The organism is Methanolobus vulcani, from assembly GCF_006546655.1.
GTDB classification, from domain to species: domain Archaea; phylum Halobacteriota; class Methanosarcinia; order Methanosarcinales; family Methanosarcinaceae; genus Methanolobus; species Methanolobus vulcani_A.
Window position 1 is genome coordinate 188,691 of sequence record NZ_VIAQ01000020.1, and the last position, 21,401, is coordinate 210,091.

Sequence of the window (21,401 nt, forward strand, 5' to 3'; positions counted from 1 at the left end):
AAGGAAATGGTCAAAATGAAAGTAGTAGGTTTTGTAGGAAGTCCAAGAAAGAACGGTAACACCGATGTACTCGTCCAGCAGGTTCTTGACGGAGCTGCAGAAGCAGGGGCAGATGTAGAGAAATTCTACATTAATGAAATGAATATAAAAGGCTGCCAGGGATGCACATACTGCAGAGAAGTCGATGGATGCAAACTAAAAGACGATATGTCTAAAGTATATGGTGCCCTTAAAAATGCAGATGGTTTTGTATTCGGCTCACCTATCTATTTCTTCCAATTCACAAGTCAGATGCGTCAGGTAATTGACCGTTGCTGGGCACTTGTAAATCCTGATTTTACACCACGTATTGCTGGTGGAAAGAAAGCTATCATAGTCGGTGCACAGGGAAATCCTGAACCTGATGCCTTCAAGGGAGTCTTTGATGAGTTCACACAGGTTCTCCAGATGTTTGGAATGGAAGTCAAAGGTACCTTTATCGATGTCGGACACCATGCACCAGGTGAGGCAAAAGAGAACGCAGAGCTTATGGAACAGGCTAAGATAGCCGGAACCCAGCTTCTCGCTTAATAATCCTATTTTGATAAAGAGACATGCATTCTGCATGTCCCATTTTTTCTGGTAAATTTCACAGATAAAATCTGTATTGCAGATTTAATCCATATCATTCACTGCAATAAACTCTGCATACACAGGGTAATGATCTGATACTGCTATAGTCTCATTATAATCGAGTCCGTATTCAAGATCGAACCTGAAAACTCCGCCATTGCCTGTAAAATCAGAACTATCAGTCAGGATTATGCGATCGTAGCTATAATTTGTGGCTTTTGTTGTTGTATCTACGCTGTTGTCTATGACCCATGTATATGTTTCAAGGTCATTTGTTCCATCCTCATCAAAATAAGACCCATCTGCATTCAGGTCGCCAAGGATGATGAAGTCCTTTTCAGCAGGATAGATATCCTGTGCATATTCCAGGACATTATCCAAGGCATTAATCTCTTCAGTAGCCTCATCAGGATCAGTGTGTATGACCATAAGGACTGCGTCAAAGTTTCCTTCAGTTGAGCTGAAAGATGCAATGAAAGGTTCCCTGTGGAAACTGTCACTATCGTTTGCTTCAGGATATACCTGAGCGTATCCGGTAATCTCCACGGTTTCGGTGTTGAATATGTATGCATATTGTTCTTTTGAAGAAGTTCTTCCAAGCCTTTCACTTATGGCATAATCATATTGATGTCCATCAGAGTTGACCTGATCCATAAGTGCAGGTATGGTTGTCTGGGATGAGCCACGGATTTCCTGTATTGCAATGATGTCATATTCATGGACTATTTTCGCAATAGTGTCCATGGCGTCTTCTTTTCCTGCTTTTGTAACACCAAATACCTGTATATTGAAAGAACCAATTTTCAGGTTTTCAACATTATTTATCACAGGTTCCGGTTCTGGAGCATTTTCGATGTTTGAGTCTTCTTCAAGATCTTCAATAGAGGCAAACTGCTCTTCTTCACTGAAGTTTTTATGTTCGTCTTTTTCATCTTTATAAGTTGTATTGTTCTCTATATGGGTGTTGGTTTCATCTGCATTGTCATAACTATCCACATTTGCGTTTTCTGAAAATGCTGTCTCTTTGTCAGAAAGACAACCTGAGCTGCCACTGGCTAATATTATAAGTATGTTAAGGGTAATTATAAGTATAATATTTGATTTATGCATCGTATGATACTCCTTTTGAATATCATATGGTTGGTTGCTATTGATTTATACTTATAGTTCGTCCTAATATGTCTCTTGCATATTTTTTAAGAGTAGTTGAATATAAAAAACTTGAATTTAGGGTAGTATGAAGCTTTTGAAAGACTCATATATGTAAGATTACAAAAGCTGGAAATTATTTTTCAAAATAACAATTACTTTATTACTTTGTATGAAGAAAAAATGAGATGTGGGTTGTTATGAGATTGTTAATATTCAGGATTCTATAATCCCTGATTCTTCCAGCTCTTTTTTAATTTCAAGGCGATTTTTGTCTACAGGACAGTCTTCAAGGACATTTTCAGAAGTTATTACTGGTACCGGGTTTTGCATATCCGGATGGCTACAGTAATATGCAGTTCCAACTCGGGTTCTTCCAGGGACACCTGCACATTTAGAAAATAGGGGGATATTTTTCTTATAGTTACATGTTTTACAGTCCATTTTCTTTCTCCAGATACTAATTTAGGCCCTTTTATAACAGCATATGGGTTAATATATTTACAATCATAATATATTTGTGTCCACGCTTATATCTCTTGTGTTCTTTCTATATATTTCATCGCCATACATTATCATCGTCATATTTATATTTTTTATACCAAATTTGTCATATTTTATATAGTATGGGTGCCATACAGATTAATTGGCAAAGGGAGCGAAAATTACCACCATTGTCTCATAATTTAATCATACCAACCAGTTTTTCATATTTTGAGAACACATGCTCCCTTTGCTACTTTAAGTTGCTCATGAAATGTGAATTACTTTTTATGATTGAAAAATTCATGTCACTAAAAATAAATATACTTTGTAATGAGTAAATGACGAGGTTAAAATGATAGACAAAGGATTTCTGCATGGTTCATTACTTCTTTTTCTGGGAGTGATTATAGGTCTTAGTGCAAGTAATCTTTCATGTGATCCTGTTCCTGTGGAAGGTTTGATATTTGTGGAGGGTCTTATGTCCGGGCACTCTGGCAACGATAGTTCAACTGTGGTGTATAAATACAACTTGACTTTTTATAATAGTGGGAACGAAAACATCTATGTTAACACAATAGAACCTGTACTTTCCTCTGATCCAAGAATACTTTCAACTCAGCGTTCATTGGTCAGTGAGATAAACAGGTATGTTTCTCCTGGTTCTGTTGTATCAATAGAAGGCAGTATTCTTATCAATTCCGAAAATTCATCAAAGGAAGATCTTATAGATATTGAGCAAACTATCCGATGCATAAACATGACATCAACAGAAACGATTCATTGTTTCAATTATCCACCCGAATGATTTGTTTCATTAAACAAAATATAAGGATACGGTATTAATATAAGATTAAATGCAATAAGCCTCATTATAGGCAACAGGTGTTAAAATGAAGCTTGACCAAAAAGATAAGGATAGGATTGTATCAATTGTAGCGTCACGCTATTTTTCTGAACAGGGCTGGAAATGGATTGATCTTAATGCTGACATTTCAAAGATACACAAAGCACATGATGACCTTCGGGATCAATATGCTGCATATCCTTATATGAGCAGGGACTGGTATGTCAGTAACTCCGCTACAAAAAGCACACATATGTGTGAGAACTGGGAAGAATTGAGCGAACTTGTGGAGTTTCTGAATGCATATGGCCATTATTTTGACTTCCTCGTGAAAGATTCCAGGAAATCGCTATGTATTGCCAGTACAGATGGAAACCTGAGTCATGAGGAAAAAACAGCTATCTCTGCTGCCAGAAGATCAAGATATAATGTTTTTGTTTTCAGGGTAGATGTTCCTGAAGATATAGATTTCGAACTGATGCAGATAGGCGGGGGAATGTAAGTAGCTATTCCCAGCGACATATTCATATTATGTGTGCACAATTTCGGCCTACCTTTATATATTATACTTTAGTATTATACCCCGTCGTGGTTACATTTATGTAGCAAGTCATACTGTAAGTGACCTGTTGCTTTATAATAATTATAATAGTATCGATTATAAAATTTACAACTAAATTTACATTTAAAATCAGAATAAAATTAAACTTTGAGAGGAGTTTTAATATGGAAGCATTAATTTATCTTGCCCCTCTTGCTGGTCTCGTTAGTTTGTTATTTGCTGGTTTCTTTGCAAAAAGTGTCCTTAGTGAGGATGCAGGTTCAGAGAAAATGCAGGAAATAGCAGGTGCCGTCCAGGAGGGTGCGATGGCATATTTGAATCGTCAATATAAAACAATAGCAATTGTTGCTGTTATTCTTGCAGTACTTATCTTTGCTCTTCTTCCCGAAGGTGGCAAGATTGCTGCCGGATTCCTTGTTGGTGCATTAAGTTCTGCAGCAGCAGGTTATGTAGGTATGAACGTTTCCGTAAGGGCAAACGTCAGAACCGCAAGTGCAGCATCAAAGGGCCTTCAGAAGGCAATGTCCGTTGCGTTCCGTGGTGGAGCTGTAACAGGTCTTGCTGTGGTCGGTCTTGCACTTCTCGGTACAAGTGGTTTCTACATTCTTTACGGTGATGTTGATCTTGTAGTCGGTTTCGGTTTTGGTGCAAGTCTTATCAGTCTCTTCGCAAGGGTTGGCGGTGGAATATTCACCAAGGCAGCCGATGTAGGAGCAGACCTTGTAGGTAAGGTCGAAGCAGGTATCCCTGAAGATGACCCACGTAACGCTGGTGTAATCGCTGACAACGTCGGTGACAACGTCGGTGACTGTGCCGGTATGGGTGCTGACCTTTTCGAGACATACGTAGTAACAGTTCTTGCATCAATGCTTCTTGGATCACTTATCCTTGATTCATACGCAAACGCAATTCTTTTCCCACTCATCCTTGGTGCAGTGGCAATCTTCGCATCTATCATTTCCGTCTTCTTCGTGAAAGTCGGCAGCGATGGAAAGATCATGAAAGCACTCTATAAAGGAGTAGCAGTCTCTGCAGTTCTCTGTCTTGTTGCTTTCTATTTCGTTACAACTTCCCTCATGGGAGACATGAACTTCTATTATGCATCCATAGTGGGTGTAATTATCATGGTTCTCATGGTGGTTTTCACAGAATATTATACTTCAACTTCATTCCGTCCTGTAAAGACAATCGCAGCAGCATCCGAAACCGGTGCCGGTACAAATGTCATTTCAGGTCTTGCAATTGGTTTTGAGAGTACAGCACTTCCTGTAATCATTATCATTATAGGTATCCTGTCTTCATTCTTCATTGTAGGTGGAGCAGCAAGTCCTGCAATCGGCCTTTATGGAATTTCAGTAGCAGCAGCAGCAATGCTCTCAACAACCGGTATGATTGTAGCTCTTGATTCATATGGCCCTATCACTGACAACGCTGGTGGTATTGCAGAAATGGCTGGCATGCCATCCAATGTACGTAAGATCACTGATGCACTTGATGCAGTAGGTAATACCACAAAGGCAGTCACAAAAGGATATGCAATCGGATCAGCTGCACTTGGTGCATTGGCACTTTTCGCAGATTACACCGGAAAGGTAAATCTTACAGGTGCTGATCTCAGTCTTACCAAGCCAGTTGTTCTTGTAGGTCTTTTCATTGGTGGACTGCTTCCATTCGTTTTCAGTGCTGTAACAATGCAGGCTGTAGGAAAGGCAGCATTCAAGATCGTCAACGAGGTTCGCCGCCAGTTCCGTGAAATTCCAGGAATCATGGAAGGAACTGCAAAGCCAGAATATGGTAAGTGTGTCGATATCGTCACAGCAGCCGCAATTAAGGAAATGGCAATACCTGGTGCTCTTGCAATCTTCACACCACTTATTGTAGGTCTTGTACTCGGTCCAGCAGCTCTTGGTGGTCTTCTTATCGGTATCATTGTCTGTGGTCTTTTACTTGCACTCACAATGGACAACGGTGGTGGAGCATGGGACAATGCTAAGAAGCTCATCGAAGATGGACAGCATGGTGGAAAGGGCTCAGAAGCTCACAAGGCAGCTGTAGTCGGTGACACTGTTGGTGACCCATTCAAGGACACATCCGGACCTGCTCTTAACGCTTTGATCAAAGTAGTGAACATGGTTGCAATCCTGTTCGCATCTCTGTTCATTGGCGCAGGACTGTTCTAAACAAAATATACAAAAATCATTCCGGCTTAAGCCGGAAATGGTTTTTCTTTTTAGATTCTTATACTCTTATTTCCATTAACAATAAGTCTATTTTCGATTCAGTGTTCAATAAAAAAGAATAGAATATCCGAATCCGGATATTTTAATTTTAAACAAAATAATCAAAAGTCAATATTTATATCTTTATTTCTTTCCAAGGAAGTAGTATGCAGCTGCACCTAATATACCAAATAGAAAAGCCACAATGATCCAGAGTGCTTTCTTAATTGGGTCTAGGCCTTTGTTATTTGTAAAGATATCATAGACTACCCATATAAATGAAGCCAGTACGATTAATCCCCATATGTTATACAACATTGACATAAATATCACCTCAAAAAAGATAGCCTACACCCTCTATATATATTTTATCCGGGACTTAGCGAAGTAAAAATATTGTAAATTGGCTATGTAGCTGTTGCTTATTACTTATTTTCTGCTATATGTTTTAATTAGAAGAGACCTACCGGTCTGTTATTAGTGCTTTAAGTTTAAAAATAATAGCAAAAAACATTTGTTTGCACGGGTGGTTGGGTTTAATGTATTTGGGGAGTGGGGTTTAAGTGTGGGAGTGGGTTTAGTGTATGAAAAGAGCCACCCGCGCAAGAACACGCTAAAAATGGCATAATGCTATTTATATTTTTTGTTTTGGCATTGCACTTTTGCTCATATTTAATATTTTCAAATTTAGCAATCAATCTCTCTCTTCTATTTATCAGGATTAAATATGGGATGCAAATAAATAATAGAGAAACGTAGTGTCAGTGTCTTCGGAGTAATATAGATGGTAGAGGATATTGGAACACTTGTTCGCAAGGGATTTGGAACATGGACTGGCAACCTGAACTTATGTGTGCCTTTTATATTGAAAATAGCTGCATCTGTTTTTTTTCTTATGTTCTCGGTGATATTGTTCACAATATTGTTCATTGTCCCTGCAATGTCAGATACAATAGATCCTGCAAGTATGACACAGGATGAAATGTTTGATCTGATGTATTCCGTATTCTATGAACATATGCTGGTAATAGCAATCTTCTCTATCTTTCTGTTTGCTATATATATGATAATTGATTCTTTCATAATGGCCGGTGCCATCGGCATGGCCAAAGAAGCACTTGAAAAAGGGCACACTCGTATAGGCACCATGTTCATAATAGGCAAGCGGAATTATCTGCACCTGTTCTTTGTTAATGTATTGATAGTTTTGCTGATACTGGCTGGAGTGATATTCCTTGTACCAGGTTTTCTCTCCATAGATGACATCAATATTCTTCTGTCAAATCCTGATATGGCCACTGCCAGTGCATCACTACTGGTCTTAGGTATGTTCCTATGGGCTTTTTACACCATTATTATCAGCTTGTTGCTCTTCCTTGTAAATTATGTGCTTGTGGCAGACGAACTTGATCCGATAACTGCAATTGAAACCGGAGTATCTTTTGTCCTTTCCAATAAACTGGCATCGATTGGAATGTGGCTGGTTATTATGGGTATCTCCTTTGTACTGGGAGTCGTTGGACAGATCACATCTTATGTTGATATCGTAGCTCAGTTATGGTCACTAATCGATCTACTCCTGAGCACCATCGTAATACAGCCACTGATCACTGTGTGGCTGACACGTTTCTATCTTGACAGGACAGAAAGGAAATTATATTCATTTGAGGATTACTTGCTGGATTACTGATCCCGTTTAAGCAGTTTACAAGCCTGGCAGACCTTCTCGGTACAAGCCTGACCGCATATACTGCATTTCTGAAGGCCTTCCTGCGGGTATTCTCTTCCAAGTATTCCTGAAACCTTATCAAACCCACTTAAAAGTGCATATTTTGTACCCGGATGCTTTACTTCAAAGTCATTCAACATTACCCTTATCTCTCTTCTCATGGCTTCATGAGCATATGGACAACCTCCAAATCCAAGAGGAAGGTCATTCAAATAAGCATAAAGAGCAACCTCTTTTTCAGGTATGTGTCTCAGAGGTTTCATTCTGAGCACCAGTCCTTCAAGTTCCTTGGGAGGAGCCAGTCTCACCATACGTGAAACATCACCTTTCAGATGGTTCAACAAAATAGTCTGTGCTTCATCATCCAGATTATGACCGATTGCAAGTTTTGTAGCTCCCATCTCTAAGGCAATCTTATTGATAAGTGATTTCCTGAGGACTCCGCAATAGCTACAGGCACCTTTTTCTCTCTGCTGTGGAGCTATCTCATCCATGGTGGTGTCATATTCATCTTTAAATGAACGTACAATGTGCCTGACACCAAGTTTTGATGTGAGTTCACGTGCGGATTCAATAGTATCAGGACGGTAACCTTCGATTCCCTCATCGATGGATATTCCAACAATCTCAATATCAGGTCTTTTGCCGAATAATTTGTGAAGTATGTAGAGTGTTGTGCTACTATCCTTACCACCGCTCAGACCCACAGCTATCATTTCATTTCTTTTGATGCTGTAATGCTTCCTGATTGTAAGTTTTATCTTACGTTCAACATCCTCTATAAAGTGCTTCCGGCAAAGGTGCATTCCGGAATATTTCTGGAAAATAATTGCATCATTGTTGCATTTATTACATTTGATCGTTTTTGAATCCATTAATTATGGACATGAAATCTTATTATATAAAATGTGGGTATAAACCGATAGTTCATACTAGAAGTTCCAGAATATATCCGATGTTCTTTAATCTTAATTTATAGAAATATGCCAGATTACTCACTGACAATTTCCATATGAAACATTACATATAAATGATTATTCCTTGCGGATCTTCACAACATATTAAAATCGTTGATGAATGTGTCAGTAATATTTATGCCACTATCAAAAGCCATAATAACGTAAATTTTTGCTAAAAATTCGTAATTAAAAACTGTAAATAAACTATTGGCTATTGAATTTTTAATCATGTATTGTACATGAGGATACTTCCCAAAAGTACTTGAAAGGAAATCATTACAATATGAATTAATTTGCTCTGCCTTCTCGACAGGAACCGAAGATATTTGTGCTTTAACAAAATCATCTGGATATTCATATTCTAAAAAAGTACGAATATCATCTAAGAATAAATCCTCAAAACCATTGTTGTAGAATTCTCTTAGATTGGGAATCATTGATATAAATATCTCATCAATCCATCGAAAGATATCATAAGCATGTGTCTTTCCTTTACTATCAAGAAACATTGAAACGTTATATGCATATTCAGCTTTTCCAAATAGATTTGTATTAAAAAATGTTTCCTTGAACAGTGTAGAATTAAAAATAAATTTTAGGTAACGAATTTCAATGTCCGAAAGGATTAGATTTGTTTTTTTGTATTCATTGCATTCTTTAACTCGATTTTTTAAATAATCAAGGTATGGTTCGGGTTTTGCATGTAATACAGAAATAAGCCCTTTTTTTCCAAGTACACTTTTGATTTCAAGTGCATTGTTTTCCATCAAAAATTTTCTTGCTCGTTGAAATGTTGATGTACTCAGTGTCTTTTTATTATACATAAAGTGAAGCGTCTCTTCTGCTGTTTTCTCATTCATTGTTGCAAGATACAGAAGCCCTTCAAAGGATTCATCTTCAAATTTGTTCTTTAATGTTTTATTAGGCATGGTGGATTAAATATTGTGTTTTTTTATTTTTAATGATTATGTGTTATTTCATTATGTATTTTCCGTATCATTAAGCATATTGCGCGATTTGTGAATAATTTAATAAAAAATAATAATCATTGATTATTTAGATACCATTATATGTTTGAATAACATAATAATACTCATGCGAATCAAGCTTGTAATTCTAATAACACAGCAAAATCACAATGTAACAGATCTATTATGAAAAGATTGGAAAATATAACGTATAACTAGTATAATCTGATCAAGAATAGCTTTGAAAACAATTATGGAATAGAAAACACAAAAATAGGGAGGATGAATTCTGAACCGTGAATTTAATTCAACAGATGACATTGATAATATTTCGAAATATTTGCTCCTTAAAGAATTTGTTGTTAACATATATGTCAATAATCCGGAAATGCTAAAGTCATGGAAATCAAGTGACAATATTATTCAGCATATTCTCACACAAATTGTTTTTGAAATTATCACTGGTAAGATTCCCCAGGAGGATTTACCATAACCTTCGACAACATCCTGGACGATAAAAGAGTAGCTTACGTCTTGGCTATAAAAGGAATTCATAACAAGAGCACAATAGCAGGATATACTACTGCCTTACGTTTATTCTGTCAATATGCCGGACAAAGTCCTTCAACTATCATAGAAACTGCAGTTGAAGAACGCAAACGTGCTTTTGAACCAGAGGAAATGACTCATTATTCTCTTATAATTTCCTTCAGGAATGATCTTACAAAAAGGACCAACAAGTATGGAGTTCCCTATGCAACAAGTACTATTGGAAAGTACTTGAGTGCCATTGAATCATTCTTCAAAACATACCATTTCCCTGTCCCTCCAAAAGCACTCGTACAACAAAAAAGAGCCTCATCACGGCCTGAGAATCAAGAAATACCAGATAAGGAACTTATACGAAAGGCGCTAAAAGTTGCTTGTCCTAGGGATCGTGCCATCATTCTGGTTGGAGTTAGTTCAGGATTATCAGCAAGTGATATTTGTAATCTGACTGTAAAGCAGTTTTATGAGGGATTTAATTCCAAAACAGGCATAGTGACTATTCATATCGCAAGACAAAAAACAGAAGTTGTATTTACAACATTCTTTTCACCAGAGACATCTCAAGCCATATTTACATATCTAAAAACAAGAGAAAAAGACATTACTTCAATGAATAATAATGATTTACGTGAGTATCAAAAGGTGAGAATTACAGATAATAGTCCTCTCTTCATTCTATGCAAGAAGTTAGAATCTTATCTCGGAACTCGTATAGAAAGCGACAGAGCATTAACAACAAAAAATATCGATGACATATATGCAGAACTCTCTAAAACGTTAGGTGTTGAGAGTAAGACGCCTGGAGTGTATAATATTTTAAGAAGCCACAATATGAGAAAGTATTTTACATCTACTTTATTAAATGCAGGATGCGATTTCAATATCATCAATCATTATTCAGGGCACAAAAATAACGATACAGTTGATGCATATTTTAAATATAAGACATCTTACCTTGAAGAAACATACCAAAAATACCTTCCATATTTGTTAATCAATGAAAGTGATAACGTTGAAAACTCTCTTGCATACAAAAACAAAGAAGATGAACTCGAATCTGTAAGAAATAAATTGAAAGAGCAAATCGCTGTCTCAAATGAATATCGTGATGCTTTTGACGAGCTTCAACATATTCGGTTACAACTAGCGATGATAAATAAGGAAATAAAATTGGAGAATGAATTGCTAATACGCATTATGGATTGTGAGGTTACAAAAATACGTTTCATTGAGATAATCAGTGAAACTAATTTTGAGATTTGATTTGTTTTTCATCATACATGGCGCATCTTTGTAATAATTCCTCAAATTGTTCAACATCATCTTCAAGAACCCAAGGATGAAATTCATCTTTCATAAGTTTCAGAAAGATGTACTTATTGCTACTGAAGGTATTAATATGATACCGCATATCTATATTAATCAGTTTCATGACTTCTTTACTTGGATATTTGTTAGAAATCCGTTTTTCAAATTCAGATTTAATATCTTCTTTGTCATCCAGAATATATCCAAAAATATCCTTACTATAAAAATCAGGCTGAAGAAGTACATTATTCAGTTCCTGTGTAATCTCTTTAATAAAGGACAGTGAAGGTTGTGTACTGGTATCAATAAATTTAAGCTTATTTTGCATTCTGGTTGAGAATTTATTCATGATATAAACAAATGATCTTTCTTCGGATCTGAGTTTTTCAATTATACCTACAGAATCTCTAATATCCCCAACCTTTAAGAAATGAAGATCAAAATCAGGATGATTTCTAATATCTATCTTTGAATAAATGGGTGCATCAGCATTAGATGATGAATCTGTTGAGAAGCTGAGTTTGTATTGTATTTCATAAAGTTGTTTCAATTTCAATTTCAAAAAAGTGGGTTCATAGCTTTTAATTTCAGAATAAGTGAGGTTATTGTACCAATCTTTATGCATTTGATCATATATTTTCCAATATTCATTTACATCCATTTTTGAATAATACTCAGATTGGGAATGGCTGTTATTAGGCAGATTGAAATGTTCCATACCTGCACTTTCTATGATTCCTTTGGTAAGGGTTTTTGGATACATTAATAAATTGATGCTAGCTATCTGGATTAATTTTGATAAAAGAGTACTCTTATTCAATTGTTCTACTCCAAAACTGGGATCAAACTCCATTTCAGAAGACTCCCAGTTTCCATTAAGGAATTCATTCAAAGCCATTGGGGAAGCATGTATTAAAGCTAAAATGGGAAGAATGACTTTCTCATATTCGAATTTTGTTTCGTGTTCGTCCAAAATGGTCTTGTAATTATTTTTTATGTAATCATTTGTTATGTCTTCGATAGTAGAATGTTTTTTAGCATCCTTTGGCATAAATTGAAGATCAGATTCTATTTTTCGTATCTTTGACCATAAATCACTGTTATCTGCATCATACGTCTCGGTCAATTTATTCAAATCAGCCTTTAATCCATCATTCAGGATCTTGATATCATCTAACAACTTTCCTGAAAGATTAGAATCAAATTCATTGTCATTATCTTCAACTATTTTCTTCCATTTTGTTTTGAATTGATCGCATTCATTTTCAAAATGAAGTGACAAACCTGATCCATGGTCCAACTCCAAAAAAGTTTCTATTTCTTGGAGTGACCATATAGTCGCATCGTACTTGGCAATCACTAAATCAACTATTAAAGAGAGTTTTATTATTCCTTCTGCATGATACACATAGTAAAAATCTTGATAGTTTGCTTTTTTTACCTTAGTTATTCTCTCAATTATAGTTGTTTCATTGCTACACAAAGGGATTGTCAATATTCCCCAAGACAAAGGCCATTCATTATGATATTGAAATTCATTTGGAACAAGCAATCCACCAGACCGAAAGTCTTCAAATAATCTCATTGCACGAGTTTCATAATTTGATAACTCTGTAGACTTGTGTTCACTTACAAATTCTAGAAAATCATTGCAATACCCCGCCAACCTACGAATCATTGAATTTTCTGCATCTTTATTCTTCTTTTCTGATTCATCTACGACTTGTAGCATTATATTAGTAGCTGCATTTTTGTCGATCTCAGAGATAGTGACTCCTTCATCATTCACCTTATAAATTTCCAGCAACCTCTGCGCACTTTTTAAGTCCCAATCTAAAATCTGAAAACTGCGTTTAATTGCTATGTTCTTTTCAGCCAGGACTTCTTTTACAAGTGATTCATTTATGTTGTAAGTAAAATAGTAGTTATTAAGCAACTTCATTGCATCAAGATAGGAGAACTGGTATTTTTTGTTGGATTGATTAAAAGTCCTATCGAATATCAAAGCAACTATTTTTCTGATAGACCGTAGATCAGATTTGAGTACATATGGTTCTACATCTCTCCCTTTCAAATGTTTTCCTGTTTCTTTGTCCAATACTTCTAAAATATGCATCTCCAAAAAAGATTGGCAGGCTTTCTGTGCAGTTACCCTTGAAACTTCATTGCCTGTTATTTTTTTAATTTCTTCTTCAATCTTGGCAGGATAGGTTTTAAAAGGTGTTTTTTTCAGATTATTATCCCATTCTTTTCTTTTAAGATAATCCTCTATTTGATTACTTTCTTTGATTATGAAATATTCAAGAACCTCCCACTGTGCCTCTGTGACGCTTTTCATTGTAGTCCCATTTCCCGAAATGCCTTATTATTTATAAGTTTGCTTTAAGTAAAGTGTTTCTTAAAACAATTTACAAATACATTATTTCAAGTCTTTACTTCTTTGTAAACTATTTATATATTTCTCGAAGATGTGAGTTCATCAACTAAAGGAGGTCAGAAAGATGAGTGATAAGTCAGATCGTGACAACCATGCAAACCAGTGCAATCCAAACAATGATGCATACTGGCAGAGCCGTGGAGAAGATGAAAGACCAGACGATTATGAATCTAAAGATGAGAAGTGATCGTAATCCAAAACAGAAAGTTGTTGAACATAAAATCAGGAGGAATGTAATGTCAGGAAAATCAATGGACTCAAAAGCAGCATCAAGGATACAGTCAAGTGCTGATAAATCTGGAACAAACCAGGGATTTAAAGCTCGTGCCATGTCTGCTGCATCTAAAAACAAAAAGTGAAGCTCATTGCAGCTTCATTTCTACTTTATTTTATTGGGGATATTACTATGATACGCGATATTAAAGATCAAAACTTGAAACTAAGCGCTTTGGCTGTACTAATTGATGGTGATAACACCTCATACAGGTGTTTAAACGAGATATTCAATGAGGTTTCAAAGTATGGGATTGCGACCATTCGAAGAGCATATGGTGATTGGACTTCACAGGAACTTGCTCCATGGAAAGAATTTCTTCAAGAGTATGCTGTTCATCCAAGTCAACAATTCAGAAATGTAGGTAGCAAAAACTGTACAGATAGCTCACTCATTATCGAAGCTATGGATATTCTTTATAATGAAAAAATTGATGGAATTGTAATTGTCTCCAGTGATAGTGACTATACTCGACTGGCAACGAGGTATAGGGAAGAAGGATTGTTCGTCTTAGGAGTTGGTAGAAAACAAACACCAAAACCCTTTGTCAACGCATGCATAGAATTTGTTTATATTGAAAACTTAACAGATCAAGATTTGCCTGATGTGAAAAACAAAGAGATAGTAGCAACAAAGAACAGTCACTCCATTAAAGCTCGTAAGATCCTTGGAGGGGCATACGACAAAATATCGGAAAGCAATGAACTCGTGTTATTATCAAAGATTAGCAATATGTTGCATAATATGAATCCAGATTTTGACCCACGAACTCATGGGTATTCTAAGCTTTCTAAAATGGTAGAAGATTCAGATGTTTTTGAATTAGTGCGTAAGAAAAACAATATTTACATGAGAAGAGTTACTGCATGATAAAATAGATTTGTAGAAAACCTATTTCCTATTTTATTTTGACGTAATAATCTCTAAAATATTTGGTGTCCGCAACGAAATTAATATCAGAAGGGGTGCAAAACTAAAAATGGTTAAAATTATCCCCCATTGATACAAAACCAACTTCCTATGCCACTTTAAATTATACAAACTGGCCGAACCATTTAATAAAAGATATGAGAGCCACAATAGATATGACTATAATACTATACTTGATCTTGCTTCCATCATACACTGTGAATGCTGTACCCAATGCCCATGCTGAAACTGTTAGTGTTGGTACAAATGGGTAGCTTTGCGAGACAAATAGATACATGCCATATGCAAGTACAAGTTTAACAATTGTCAGAATTACCATAGGAGAAAACATTCAACTGCCTCGAATCAATCAATACCTAACTTTTTGACTTCATTGTTCACAATATCTATTTTCTTCATTGAAGTTTCACTAACCGCATCAAAACATGAGGTTATATTTTCCGCTGTTATTTGTGAAACATAAATTTTTATTTCTTCTTCAGGAATTCCATCGCGCAACACGTCAAAAACCTCATTTTTGGTTTCTTCCATATAGCCCCTTATACTCCAATAAATAGTGCTTAATAACAAACCATATCCACTGTATCCCAAATATGGAACCGTTTTCATCAACTTCAAATCTCTACTAATGGTGCCTACAGATTTGAATGTAGTCTTATGTATGCCACCTGACTCTATCAAAGCAATGTCGACAGCAAGTAAAAAAGCACATATGTAAAATCGCCTTATGTTATCTTGATTGTTTCTATCATCAATCACATACTTGGAACTATTCAAAAATTCGTTATATGAATCCACTATAGGTAAATATTTTTGACCGCTATTAATCAAACTAATAAATTTATTATGAGATAGTTCGTCATCAGGGATTTTATCAAAATGATATTTCATCTTTCCATTTAAAGTATCTATCACTCGATTAGCTTGTCCAACTTCGTGTTTGTAGCTCCCATATTCCTTCAACAATTCAATGTTAAGTGGTTTTAACCCATAATCTTGTATTTCCGTGGATATTGAATATGCTGTCTCAGCAGCCATTTCATAATCATATTCTGGATTACAGTAGTAGTCATAATTCTCTAAGGACTCTAATAAGGTAACAAGCTCTTGATCAAAACCTGCATTCTGACTTGATTCTGCAATCAATTCTAAGTCTTCTATATTCGAAATAACAACAAAACTATTGCTAGGATCCCGATCGTTTATACTTCCATCTTCGATTTTTGAAATACAGCCACTGTAGCTTAAAACAATAAAAATCATTACATAGGCCATTGTTTTATGGTAGCTGATCATGCTATCAAACTCTTTTATTCTCAGATTCCACTCTCTCGGCATCCAAATCACGTGGCAATTCTGCTTCATTCTTAGAAATAGATAAATCCATTTTCGGAGAAAGCAAATTGCCTTCTAATTTTGGTGATAGGTGTAACGGCACTTTCAGAGCTGCAATACATTTCTCCCAAAATCCTTTTTTTGCGATAACAGACTGATCCAGTATGGTCAAATACACTCTTTCCACGTCATCAAGTACTCTATCTAATTCTAAACCATTGTGATCAGTTGGATAACAGCAACTCTTTGTCAAAAGTCTTCTATAATCAAAATCAATAATCAGCTGTACTTGCCGTTTCTGAGAGATTCCTTTGCTAAGTAGTCCCAATGATCCAGGTGAGAGAAATTCATCCACAAAAGCATGTAATTGGTCCACGGTTCTTTTTTTAAGAATATTAACCTTATGGTTAATGTTTTTATTTCACTTTTATCATTTATTTGAGTTTGCGAGTACTGTTAACTTCTAATTCACCAAAATATCGAGTATTTATACTGAGCCAATTTTTTATAAGATGAAATGATACAATTAATAATTACATATTTATTGCCATTACTAAGCGTTTATATGTCTATATATGAACTTTTTGATTTTCTAGTGAAGTTCAGGGGTGGGAAAAGGTGACTAAAGTAATTTCTGTGATGGGAAAAGATGGAGTGGGTAAGTCTACTACGACGATTAATCTTGGGGTCGCATTTGGGCGAAAAGGAAAAAAAGTTATAGTTGTTGATGCCAGTCCACTTGGGGATACAGCAACTTGTTTGCTGCCATTGAGTATTAAGTTAGAAGGCAAAATAAAAGATATGGTCTTATATGAATCGACTGAACAGAACGTAAAAATCATTGATTCAATAGATTTTGAAAGGTTAATTAGACCTTTTGATTCTTTAGATCTTTACTTTGGTTTAATAGGTCTATTGGAATATTTCAATTTTGAAAATTATGACTATATTATAATTGATACTCCTTCTGAAGGATATGCAAAATCAAGTGTTTTTCTTGCTGCTGACACATTGATTGTTCCTGTAGAATCTTCTTCTAGTTTAAGAACACTTCCAGGCGTATTTTCTAAGATTGAGAAACGCAAAAATGTAAAAGAGGATGCTGACACTTATCACATGAAACGAATAGGGGGAGTTGACAACACTTTTATTTTACTCACATCTTTTGATTCGACAACACAAACAGGAAAACACATTCTAAAAGTCATAGGCCGGTATGGAAAAACTGTCCTTGATACTAAGATTCCAATGGATGTTTCTTTTAAAGAGAGTGCTACTTTTGATGAAACAATATTCTCTTATAATCCAAACTGTAAGGGTGCAGAAGCATATATGGCACTTGCAGATGAACTTATAAGTAAGTTGGAAATCGAAAATTAGAATATTCAAGAGTTTCTCAAATACTGCTCAAATTAGGATTTCTACAGAGCCTAATAACTGTTCTATAAGAATATCAAGTAAAAAAATACGATTATAGATTCCTCTGATAATTCCAATAATCTCAAAAACCTTCTTTTTTAGGAAATCATCAACTGCTTTTACTATAAGGGAGTTTCTTGGGATATTATAAGGAAAAGACCTTATACATATCAAGTTTTTCTAAAAAATCTTCTGGCAGGCCAGCATGTATTCGCATACAATCACCACAATTCCACAAATATTTTTTTGTCCATTTTAGAATCATCTGATAATGTCACATTTCCATTACTTGTATAGTATCTCATGTGACCGAATTTATTTTCTATATGTAGTATTTCAGATAATCTGATGATTACATCTTCGCCTTGTATTACTAATTCATTATTTGAGATAGTAACATATTTCATGAAGTTTTCAGGTGTTTTATTGTATGCTTCTGTAATTTTAACCATTTAATCACCTTCTTTGTTGCTTGTATATTTGTGGATAATCTCTCTAAAGATGTCTTAAGTGCTTATTTTCCTTTCAAACTTACAAACTTTAAAGTTAATTCCCCATCAGGTGTCAAAATATATTCTTTCTCTTTTTTTCTGCCTTCTATATGCCTTTCATCAATAAGATTCCATTTAAGGAGGTCATGTGTCAGGGAGTTAAATACACCATCTTTTAGAGTTCTGTCTTCTCTGTTCTTATCTCTGATAGGGATATATTCTTTCGATAACTTTTCACGTAGCTTCATTCTTGATAACGTTTTTAAATTATCCTCATCTGATGGTTTTTGCGCATCCAGGATTCTCAGTATTGTCTCTCTATTTTGATTTGACTGAAAATCTTCGATATGCACTTTGGGGATTGGTATCTCATTAGCTATGTCTTCCATATCTATATGGTATGGTGTCGCCTCTAGCCATATTGCCATCATAAATAAGCCAATGGACAATATTTTAGTTCCCCCTGATACGTTAAAGTAGTATTGAGCATTGGGGTTATTCTTGTATATTTCAAAGACTTTTGCCCTGATGTAATCGATGGTATCAGCTTCTATAATTACCTCATGCACTCCATTTTTCACAATAGGGGTTGCTAGTTTTATTAAATCCTCTATAGACTTTCTTATTGCTACTCGTGATTCCTGTGTTTTAGGATTGTCTGAATCCTCGTATACCCGCTTTTCAGCAATGACATATACCTCAGAAGCAGGTGAGATGTTGTAAATTGCTATTGGGAATGTATTGTGCACATTCGCTCCAGCACTCATTATGTGGATCTTCTCTTTTATTGTCATTCTATGTTCCATTTAAGTTTATTAAGTAATAAATCTATTTATTAAATAATTAGTAAATCTAAAAAATTATTATGTAGGCTGGAACGAATTCTCAGTTGATGATGAATACAACAATAAAATCTGTAAACTGGCACGTCACCATGAATTGTAACTACAAGTGCAGGTTTTGTTTTTACAAAAACATGAGTGGGGAATTCAAAGATATTGAAAAAGCCAGACAAAAGCTTGAAACTTTAAAGGAAAAAGGAATTGAAAAGATCAACTTTGCTGGTGGAGAACCATTATTATATAAAAACCTGGACCATCTGCTTAAGATGGCAAAGGATATGGGGTTCATAGTTAGCATTGTTACAAATGCAGCTCTGCTCAATGAGAATAATCTCGGGGAAATGAGTGAGTATGTGGATTGGGTTGGTATATCTGTTGACTCCGCTGATGGGGAAATTGAAAAACAGCTAGGGAGGGGAAACGGAAATCATGTCGAACATGTCCGTAAGGTCTGCAAACTTGTTCACAAGTACGGAATGAAGTTAAAGATCAACACCACAGTTACCAAGATGAACTATTCTGAAGATATGAAACCGTTCATCTCATCACTTAGCCCGGAAAGGTGGAAGGTCTTCCAGATATTACACATGAAAGGCCAGAATGATGATGCTCTTGACCTTATTCTTAACCAGGAAGAGTTTGGAATCTTCAGGAAAATAAACGATGGAATTGTGTTCAAGAATGGTACCTCACCTGTCTTTGAATCTGTTGAAGATATGCTGGAATCATATTTCATCATAGGTCCAGATGGAAACATTCTCCTGAGTAAAGGTAATCAACGCTCAACAATCCCTTTTGAATTGCTTCAGCATATGGAGCTTACAGATCTGGTTGATGCAGACAAGTACACTGGGAGGAGAGGTGTCTATGACTGGAACTAAAACCTTCTTTTCTTTTTCAGATTCATCTCAGGATTATCTGAGTTCGTTGCGAAGAATCTGTTTTACAGGTGTAAGGGGAGTTGGAAAGTCAAGCGTGCTTAAAGAGATCAACAAAGAAAAACTGAATCTTTGTTTCACTTCAGGCTCTGACATATTGCAGGATATGATGGGAGAAACTTACTCTCAATTTGAATTCTTACCTGAATACAAAAAATATGCTTACAGGTTGAAAATCAGGGATTCACTTCACAAAATGCAGGAGGTAAATGGTAAGGACCTGCTAGTTGATTCCCACCTTACGGTCTACAACCTGAAGACTGGAGAAATTGATGGCATCTTTACCCACATGGATTATGGATTCTATACAGACATTATCCTGCTCGATTCATACCCTGAACGTATTCTTGACCATAGACAAAGAGATTCAAAAAAGAAAAGAATCACTGATCTGGATGTCATCAGGAAAGAGCTTGATTTCGAAAGACAGAAAGCTGCTGAGATTTCAGAGAAGTATGGGATACGACTTCATATCATTCAGATGGGTGAGGATACTGCTGAAAAAATGCTCGATATTTTACACAGGTGCGAAGTATGAAGGATACGACAACGGTTTTTCAGCCAAAGACAAACATTGATTCAGTAAACTGGTATGTTACATTGAAATGTAATTACAATTGCAAATTTTGTTCTGTCAAAAAACAAAAATCAACGATAACTGAAATACTCGATGCCGAAACTATATTGTTCAGATTATATGATTTGGGTTTTGAGAAAATAAACATTGTTGGAGGAGAACCTTTACTTTATCCATTTATATGTGATATCACAAAAATGGCAAAGAAAATAGGATTCATAACAACTCTCAGAACTAATGGATCACTTTTAACAAGCTCGAAAATTGCAATATTATCCCCTTATCTTGATTGGATAGAACTTCCTCTTGATTCAAGTAAAGAAGAAGTTGAAAAAGAACTGGGAAGAGGATGTGGAAAACACGTACAGAACATTCAGAGAGTATCGAATATTCTCAAATGTACGGATGTAAAATTGAAGATTAACACCATTATTACAAAACTAAACTGCAAAGAGGATTTGAAACCATTTATAAGAGCCTTAAACCCTGACAAATGGGAGATATTTAAGGCACTTAACATAAAAGATGAAAAGTATTCAAAGTTCTTAATAAGTGATCGAGAATTTCTAAATTACCAAAAATTGAATGAAAATATTATATTGAAATCAGGAGAAGAACCTGTTTTTAATCAACATACAAACACTATTGATTCATGTTCTATTTTACTATCTTCAAAAGACATTAATGATATTTCAAAAAATATATATTCAGTATTGACATTAAATTGTGATGGAAGTATTACAGTAATTGAAAAAAACAGTATTCATAATTGA

Annotated in this window: 24 protein-coding genes; 13 read left to right on the plus strand and 11 right to left on the minus strand. The window is 35.4% G+C overall.

Annotated features, from left to right (window positions below; genetic code table 11):
* Positions 1 to 6: 6 nt before the first annotated feature.
* Complete coding sequence (locus FKV42_RS13765) at positions 7 to 570, plus strand: flavodoxin family protein (protein WP_230375727.1); 564 nt, start codon at positions 7 to 9, stop codon at positions 568 to 570.
* Positions 571 to 654: 84 nt separating this feature from the next.
* Here FKV42_RS13765 and FKV42_RS13770 read toward each other — a convergent pair whose 3' ends face one another.
* Both FKV42_RS13770 and FKV42_RS13775 read right to left on the minus strand, forming a co-directional pair.
* Positions 655 to 1,722, minus strand: coding sequence for an exonuclease/endonuclease/phosphatase family protein (locus FKV42_RS13770; RefSeq protein WP_154810870.1), 1,068 nt, complete (start codon positions 1,720 to 1,722; stop codon positions 655 to 657).
* Positions 1,723 to 1,977: 255 nt separating this feature from the next.
* On the minus strand, positions 1,978 to 2,205 hold the full coding sequence (locus FKV42_RS13775) for a hypothetical protein (protein ID WP_154810871.1): 228 nt from the start codon (positions 2,203 to 2,205) through the stop codon (positions 1,978 to 1,980).
* Between the two features lie 394 nt (positions 2,206 to 2,599).
* Between FKV42_RS13775 and FKV42_RS13780 the strand changes: the two genes are divergently transcribed.
* The 3 genes from FKV42_RS13780 (at position 2,600) to FKV42_RS13790 (ending at position 5,833) form a co-directional block, all read left to right on the plus strand.
* A complete protein-coding gene (locus FKV42_RS13780; RefSeq protein WP_154810872.1) occupies positions 2,600 to 3,052 on the plus strand; it encodes a hypothetical protein in 453 nt (150 codons plus the stop codon).
* Positions 3,053 to 3,137: 85 nt separating this feature from the next.
* The gene (locus FKV42_RS13785; protein ID WP_154810873.1) at positions 3,138 to 3,593 is read left to right on the plus strand and encodes a hypothetical protein; all 456 of its coding nucleotides are present in this window, start codon (positions 3,138 to 3,140) and stop codon (positions 3,591 to 3,593) included.
* 224 nt (positions 3,594 to 3,817) lie between these two features.
* The gene (locus tag FKV42_RS13790) at positions 3,818 to 5,833 is read left to right on the plus strand and encodes a sodium-translocating pyrophosphatase (protein WP_154810874.1); all 2,016 of its coding nucleotides are present in this window, start codon (positions 3,818 to 3,820) and stop codon (positions 5,831 to 5,833) included.
* 183 nt (positions 5,834 to 6,016) lie between these two features.
* On the opposite strand, the gene FKV42_RS13795 is transcribed toward FKV42_RS13790, so the two are convergent.
* Entirely contained in the window at positions 6,017 to 6,196 is a 180-nt protein-coding gene (locus FKV42_RS13795) for a PLDc N-terminal domain-containing protein (RefSeq protein WP_230375728.1), read from the minus strand.
* A 460-nt stretch (positions 6,197 to 6,656) separates the two neighbouring features.
* Between FKV42_RS13795 and FKV42_RS13800 the strand changes: the two genes are divergently transcribed.
* On the plus strand, positions 6,657 to 7,562 hold the full coding sequence (locus FKV42_RS13800) for a DUF7847 domain-containing protein (protein WP_154810875.1): 906 nt from the start codon (positions 6,657 to 6,659) through the stop codon (positions 7,560 to 7,562).
* Here FKV42_RS13800 and FKV42_RS13805 read toward each other — a convergent pair.
* Both FKV42_RS13805 and FKV42_RS13810 read right to left on the minus strand, forming a co-directional pair.
* Positions 7,556 to 8,476, minus strand: a complete 921-nt coding sequence (locus FKV42_RS13805) for a TIGR00269 family protein (protein ID WP_154810876.1) — start codon at positions 8,474 to 8,476, stop codon at positions 7,556 to 7,558. The genes FKV42_RS13800 and FKV42_RS13805 overlap by 7 nt on opposite strands.
* A gap of 176 nt (positions 8,477 to 8,652) precedes the next feature.
* Positions 8,653 to 9,489, minus strand: a complete 837-nt coding sequence (locus tag FKV42_RS13810; RefSeq protein ID WP_154810877.1) for a hypothetical protein — start codon at positions 9,487 to 9,489, stop codon at positions 8,653 to 8,655.
* A gap of 573 nt (positions 9,490 to 10,062) precedes the next feature.
* Between FKV42_RS13810 and FKV42_RS13815 the strand changes: the two genes are divergently transcribed.
* Positions 10,063 to 11,340, plus strand: coding sequence for a tyrosine-type recombinase/integrase (locus FKV42_RS13815; protein ID WP_154810878.1), 1,278 nt, complete (start codon positions 10,063 to 10,065; stop codon positions 11,338 to 11,340).
* Here the strand turns inward: FKV42_RS13815 and FKV42_RS13820 are convergent.
* The gene (locus FKV42_RS13820; RefSeq protein WP_154810879.1) at positions 11,324 to 13,723 is read right to left on the minus strand and encodes a hypothetical protein; all 2,400 of its coding nucleotides are present in this window, start codon (positions 13,721 to 13,723) and stop codon (positions 11,324 to 11,326) included. The two genes, FKV42_RS13815 and FKV42_RS13820, sit on opposite strands and share 17 nt — an antisense overlap.
* A 163-nt stretch (positions 13,724 to 13,886) precedes the next feature.
* On the opposite strand from FKV42_RS13820, the gene FKV42_RS14290 reads away from it, so the two are divergent.
* From FKV42_RS14290 to FKV42_RS13825, 3 genes are read left to right on the plus strand one after another with little or no spacing between them, the layout of a single operon-like run.
* Positions 13,887 to 14,009: a hypothetical protein gene (locus FKV42_RS14290; protein ID WP_268865996.1), complete on the plus strand. Its 123-nt coding sequence runs from the start codon at positions 13,887 to 13,889 to the stop codon at positions 14,007 to 14,009.
* A gap of 49 nt (positions 14,010 to 14,058) precedes the next feature.
* Positions 14,059 to 14,181, plus strand: a complete 123-nt coding sequence (locus FKV42_RS14295) for a hypothetical protein (RefSeq protein WP_268865997.1) — start codon at positions 14,059 to 14,061, stop codon at positions 14,179 to 14,181.
* Positions 14,182 to 14,228: 47 nt separating this feature from the next.
* Positions 14,229 to 14,966 (plus strand): NYN domain-containing protein, encoded by a 738-nt coding sequence (locus tag FKV42_RS13825; protein ID WP_154810880.1) that lies wholly within the window; start codon positions 14,229 to 14,231, stop codon positions 14,964 to 14,966.
* Between the two features lie 163 nt (positions 14,967 to 15,129).
* Here the strand turns inward: FKV42_RS13825 and FKV42_RS13830 are convergent, their stop codons facing one another.
* From FKV42_RS13830 to FKV42_RS13840, 3 genes are read right to left on the minus strand one after another with little or no spacing between them, the layout of a single operon-like run.
* Complete coding sequence (locus FKV42_RS13830) at positions 15,130 to 15,357, minus strand: hypothetical protein (protein ID WP_154810881.1); 228 nt, start codon at positions 15,355 to 15,357, stop codon at positions 15,130 to 15,132.
* A 14-nt stretch (positions 15,358 to 15,371) separates the two neighbouring features.
* Positions 15,372 to 16,322, minus strand: coding sequence for a hypothetical protein (locus tag FKV42_RS13835; RefSeq protein WP_154810882.1), 951 nt, complete (start codon positions 16,320 to 16,322; stop codon positions 15,372 to 15,374).
* A 4-nt stretch (positions 16,323 to 16,326) separates the two neighbouring features.
* A complete protein-coding gene (locus tag FKV42_RS13840; RefSeq protein WP_196214151.1) occupies positions 16,327 to 16,716 on the minus strand; it encodes a hypothetical protein in 390 nt (129 codons plus the stop codon).
* A gap of 263 nt (positions 16,717 to 16,979) precedes the next feature.
* On the opposite strand from FKV42_RS13840, the gene FKV42_RS13845 reads away from it, so the two are divergent.
* Positions 16,980 to 17,741 carry a ParA family protein gene (locus FKV42_RS13845; protein WP_154810884.1) on the plus strand — a complete coding sequence of 254 codons (762 nt, stop codon included), beginning with the start codon at positions 16,980 to 16,982 and terminating at the stop codon, positions 17,739 to 17,741.
* 260 nt (positions 17,742 to 18,001) lie between these two features.
* On the opposite strand, the gene FKV42_RS13850 is transcribed toward FKV42_RS13845, so the two are convergent.
* Together FKV42_RS13850 and FKV42_RS13855 are read right to left on the minus strand one after the other, a co-directional pair.
* Positions 18,002 to 18,232 carry a hypothetical protein gene (locus FKV42_RS13850; protein ID WP_154810885.1) on the minus strand — a complete coding sequence of 77 codons (231 nt, stop codon included), beginning with the start codon at positions 18,230 to 18,232 and terminating at the stop codon, positions 18,002 to 18,004.
* Between the two features lie 62 nt (positions 18,233 to 18,294).
* Positions 18,295 to 19,065, minus strand: a complete 771-nt coding sequence (locus FKV42_RS13855; RefSeq protein ID WP_154810886.1) for a hypothetical protein — start codon at positions 19,063 to 19,065, stop codon at positions 18,295 to 18,297.
* Between the two features lie 101 nt (positions 19,066 to 19,166).
* Here FKV42_RS13855 and FKV42_RS13860 point away from each other — a divergent pair, with 101 nt between their 5' ends.
* Genes FKV42_RS13860 through FKV42_RS13870 form a run of 3 tightly spaced genes read left to right on the plus strand, consistent with a single transcriptional unit; the run spans position 19,167 to position 21,401 of the window.
* Positions 19,167 to 19,994: a viperin family antiviral radical SAM protein gene (locus FKV42_RS13860; protein WP_268865999.1), complete on the plus strand. Its 828-nt coding sequence runs from the start codon at positions 19,167 to 19,169 to the stop codon at positions 19,992 to 19,994.
* Entirely contained in the window at positions 19,981 to 20,589 is a 609-nt protein-coding gene (locus FKV42_RS13865) for an AAA family ATPase (protein ID WP_196214152.1), read from the plus strand. The genes FKV42_RS13860 and FKV42_RS13865 overlap by 14 nt, the downstream gene beginning before the upstream one ends.
* Positions 20,586 to 21,401 (plus strand): viperin family antiviral radical SAM protein, encoded by an 816-nt coding sequence (locus FKV42_RS13870; protein WP_154810889.1) that lies wholly within the window; start codon positions 20,586 to 20,588, stop codon positions 21,399 to 21,401. Before FKV42_RS13865 ends, FKV42_RS13870 begins: the two co-directional genes overlap by 4 nt.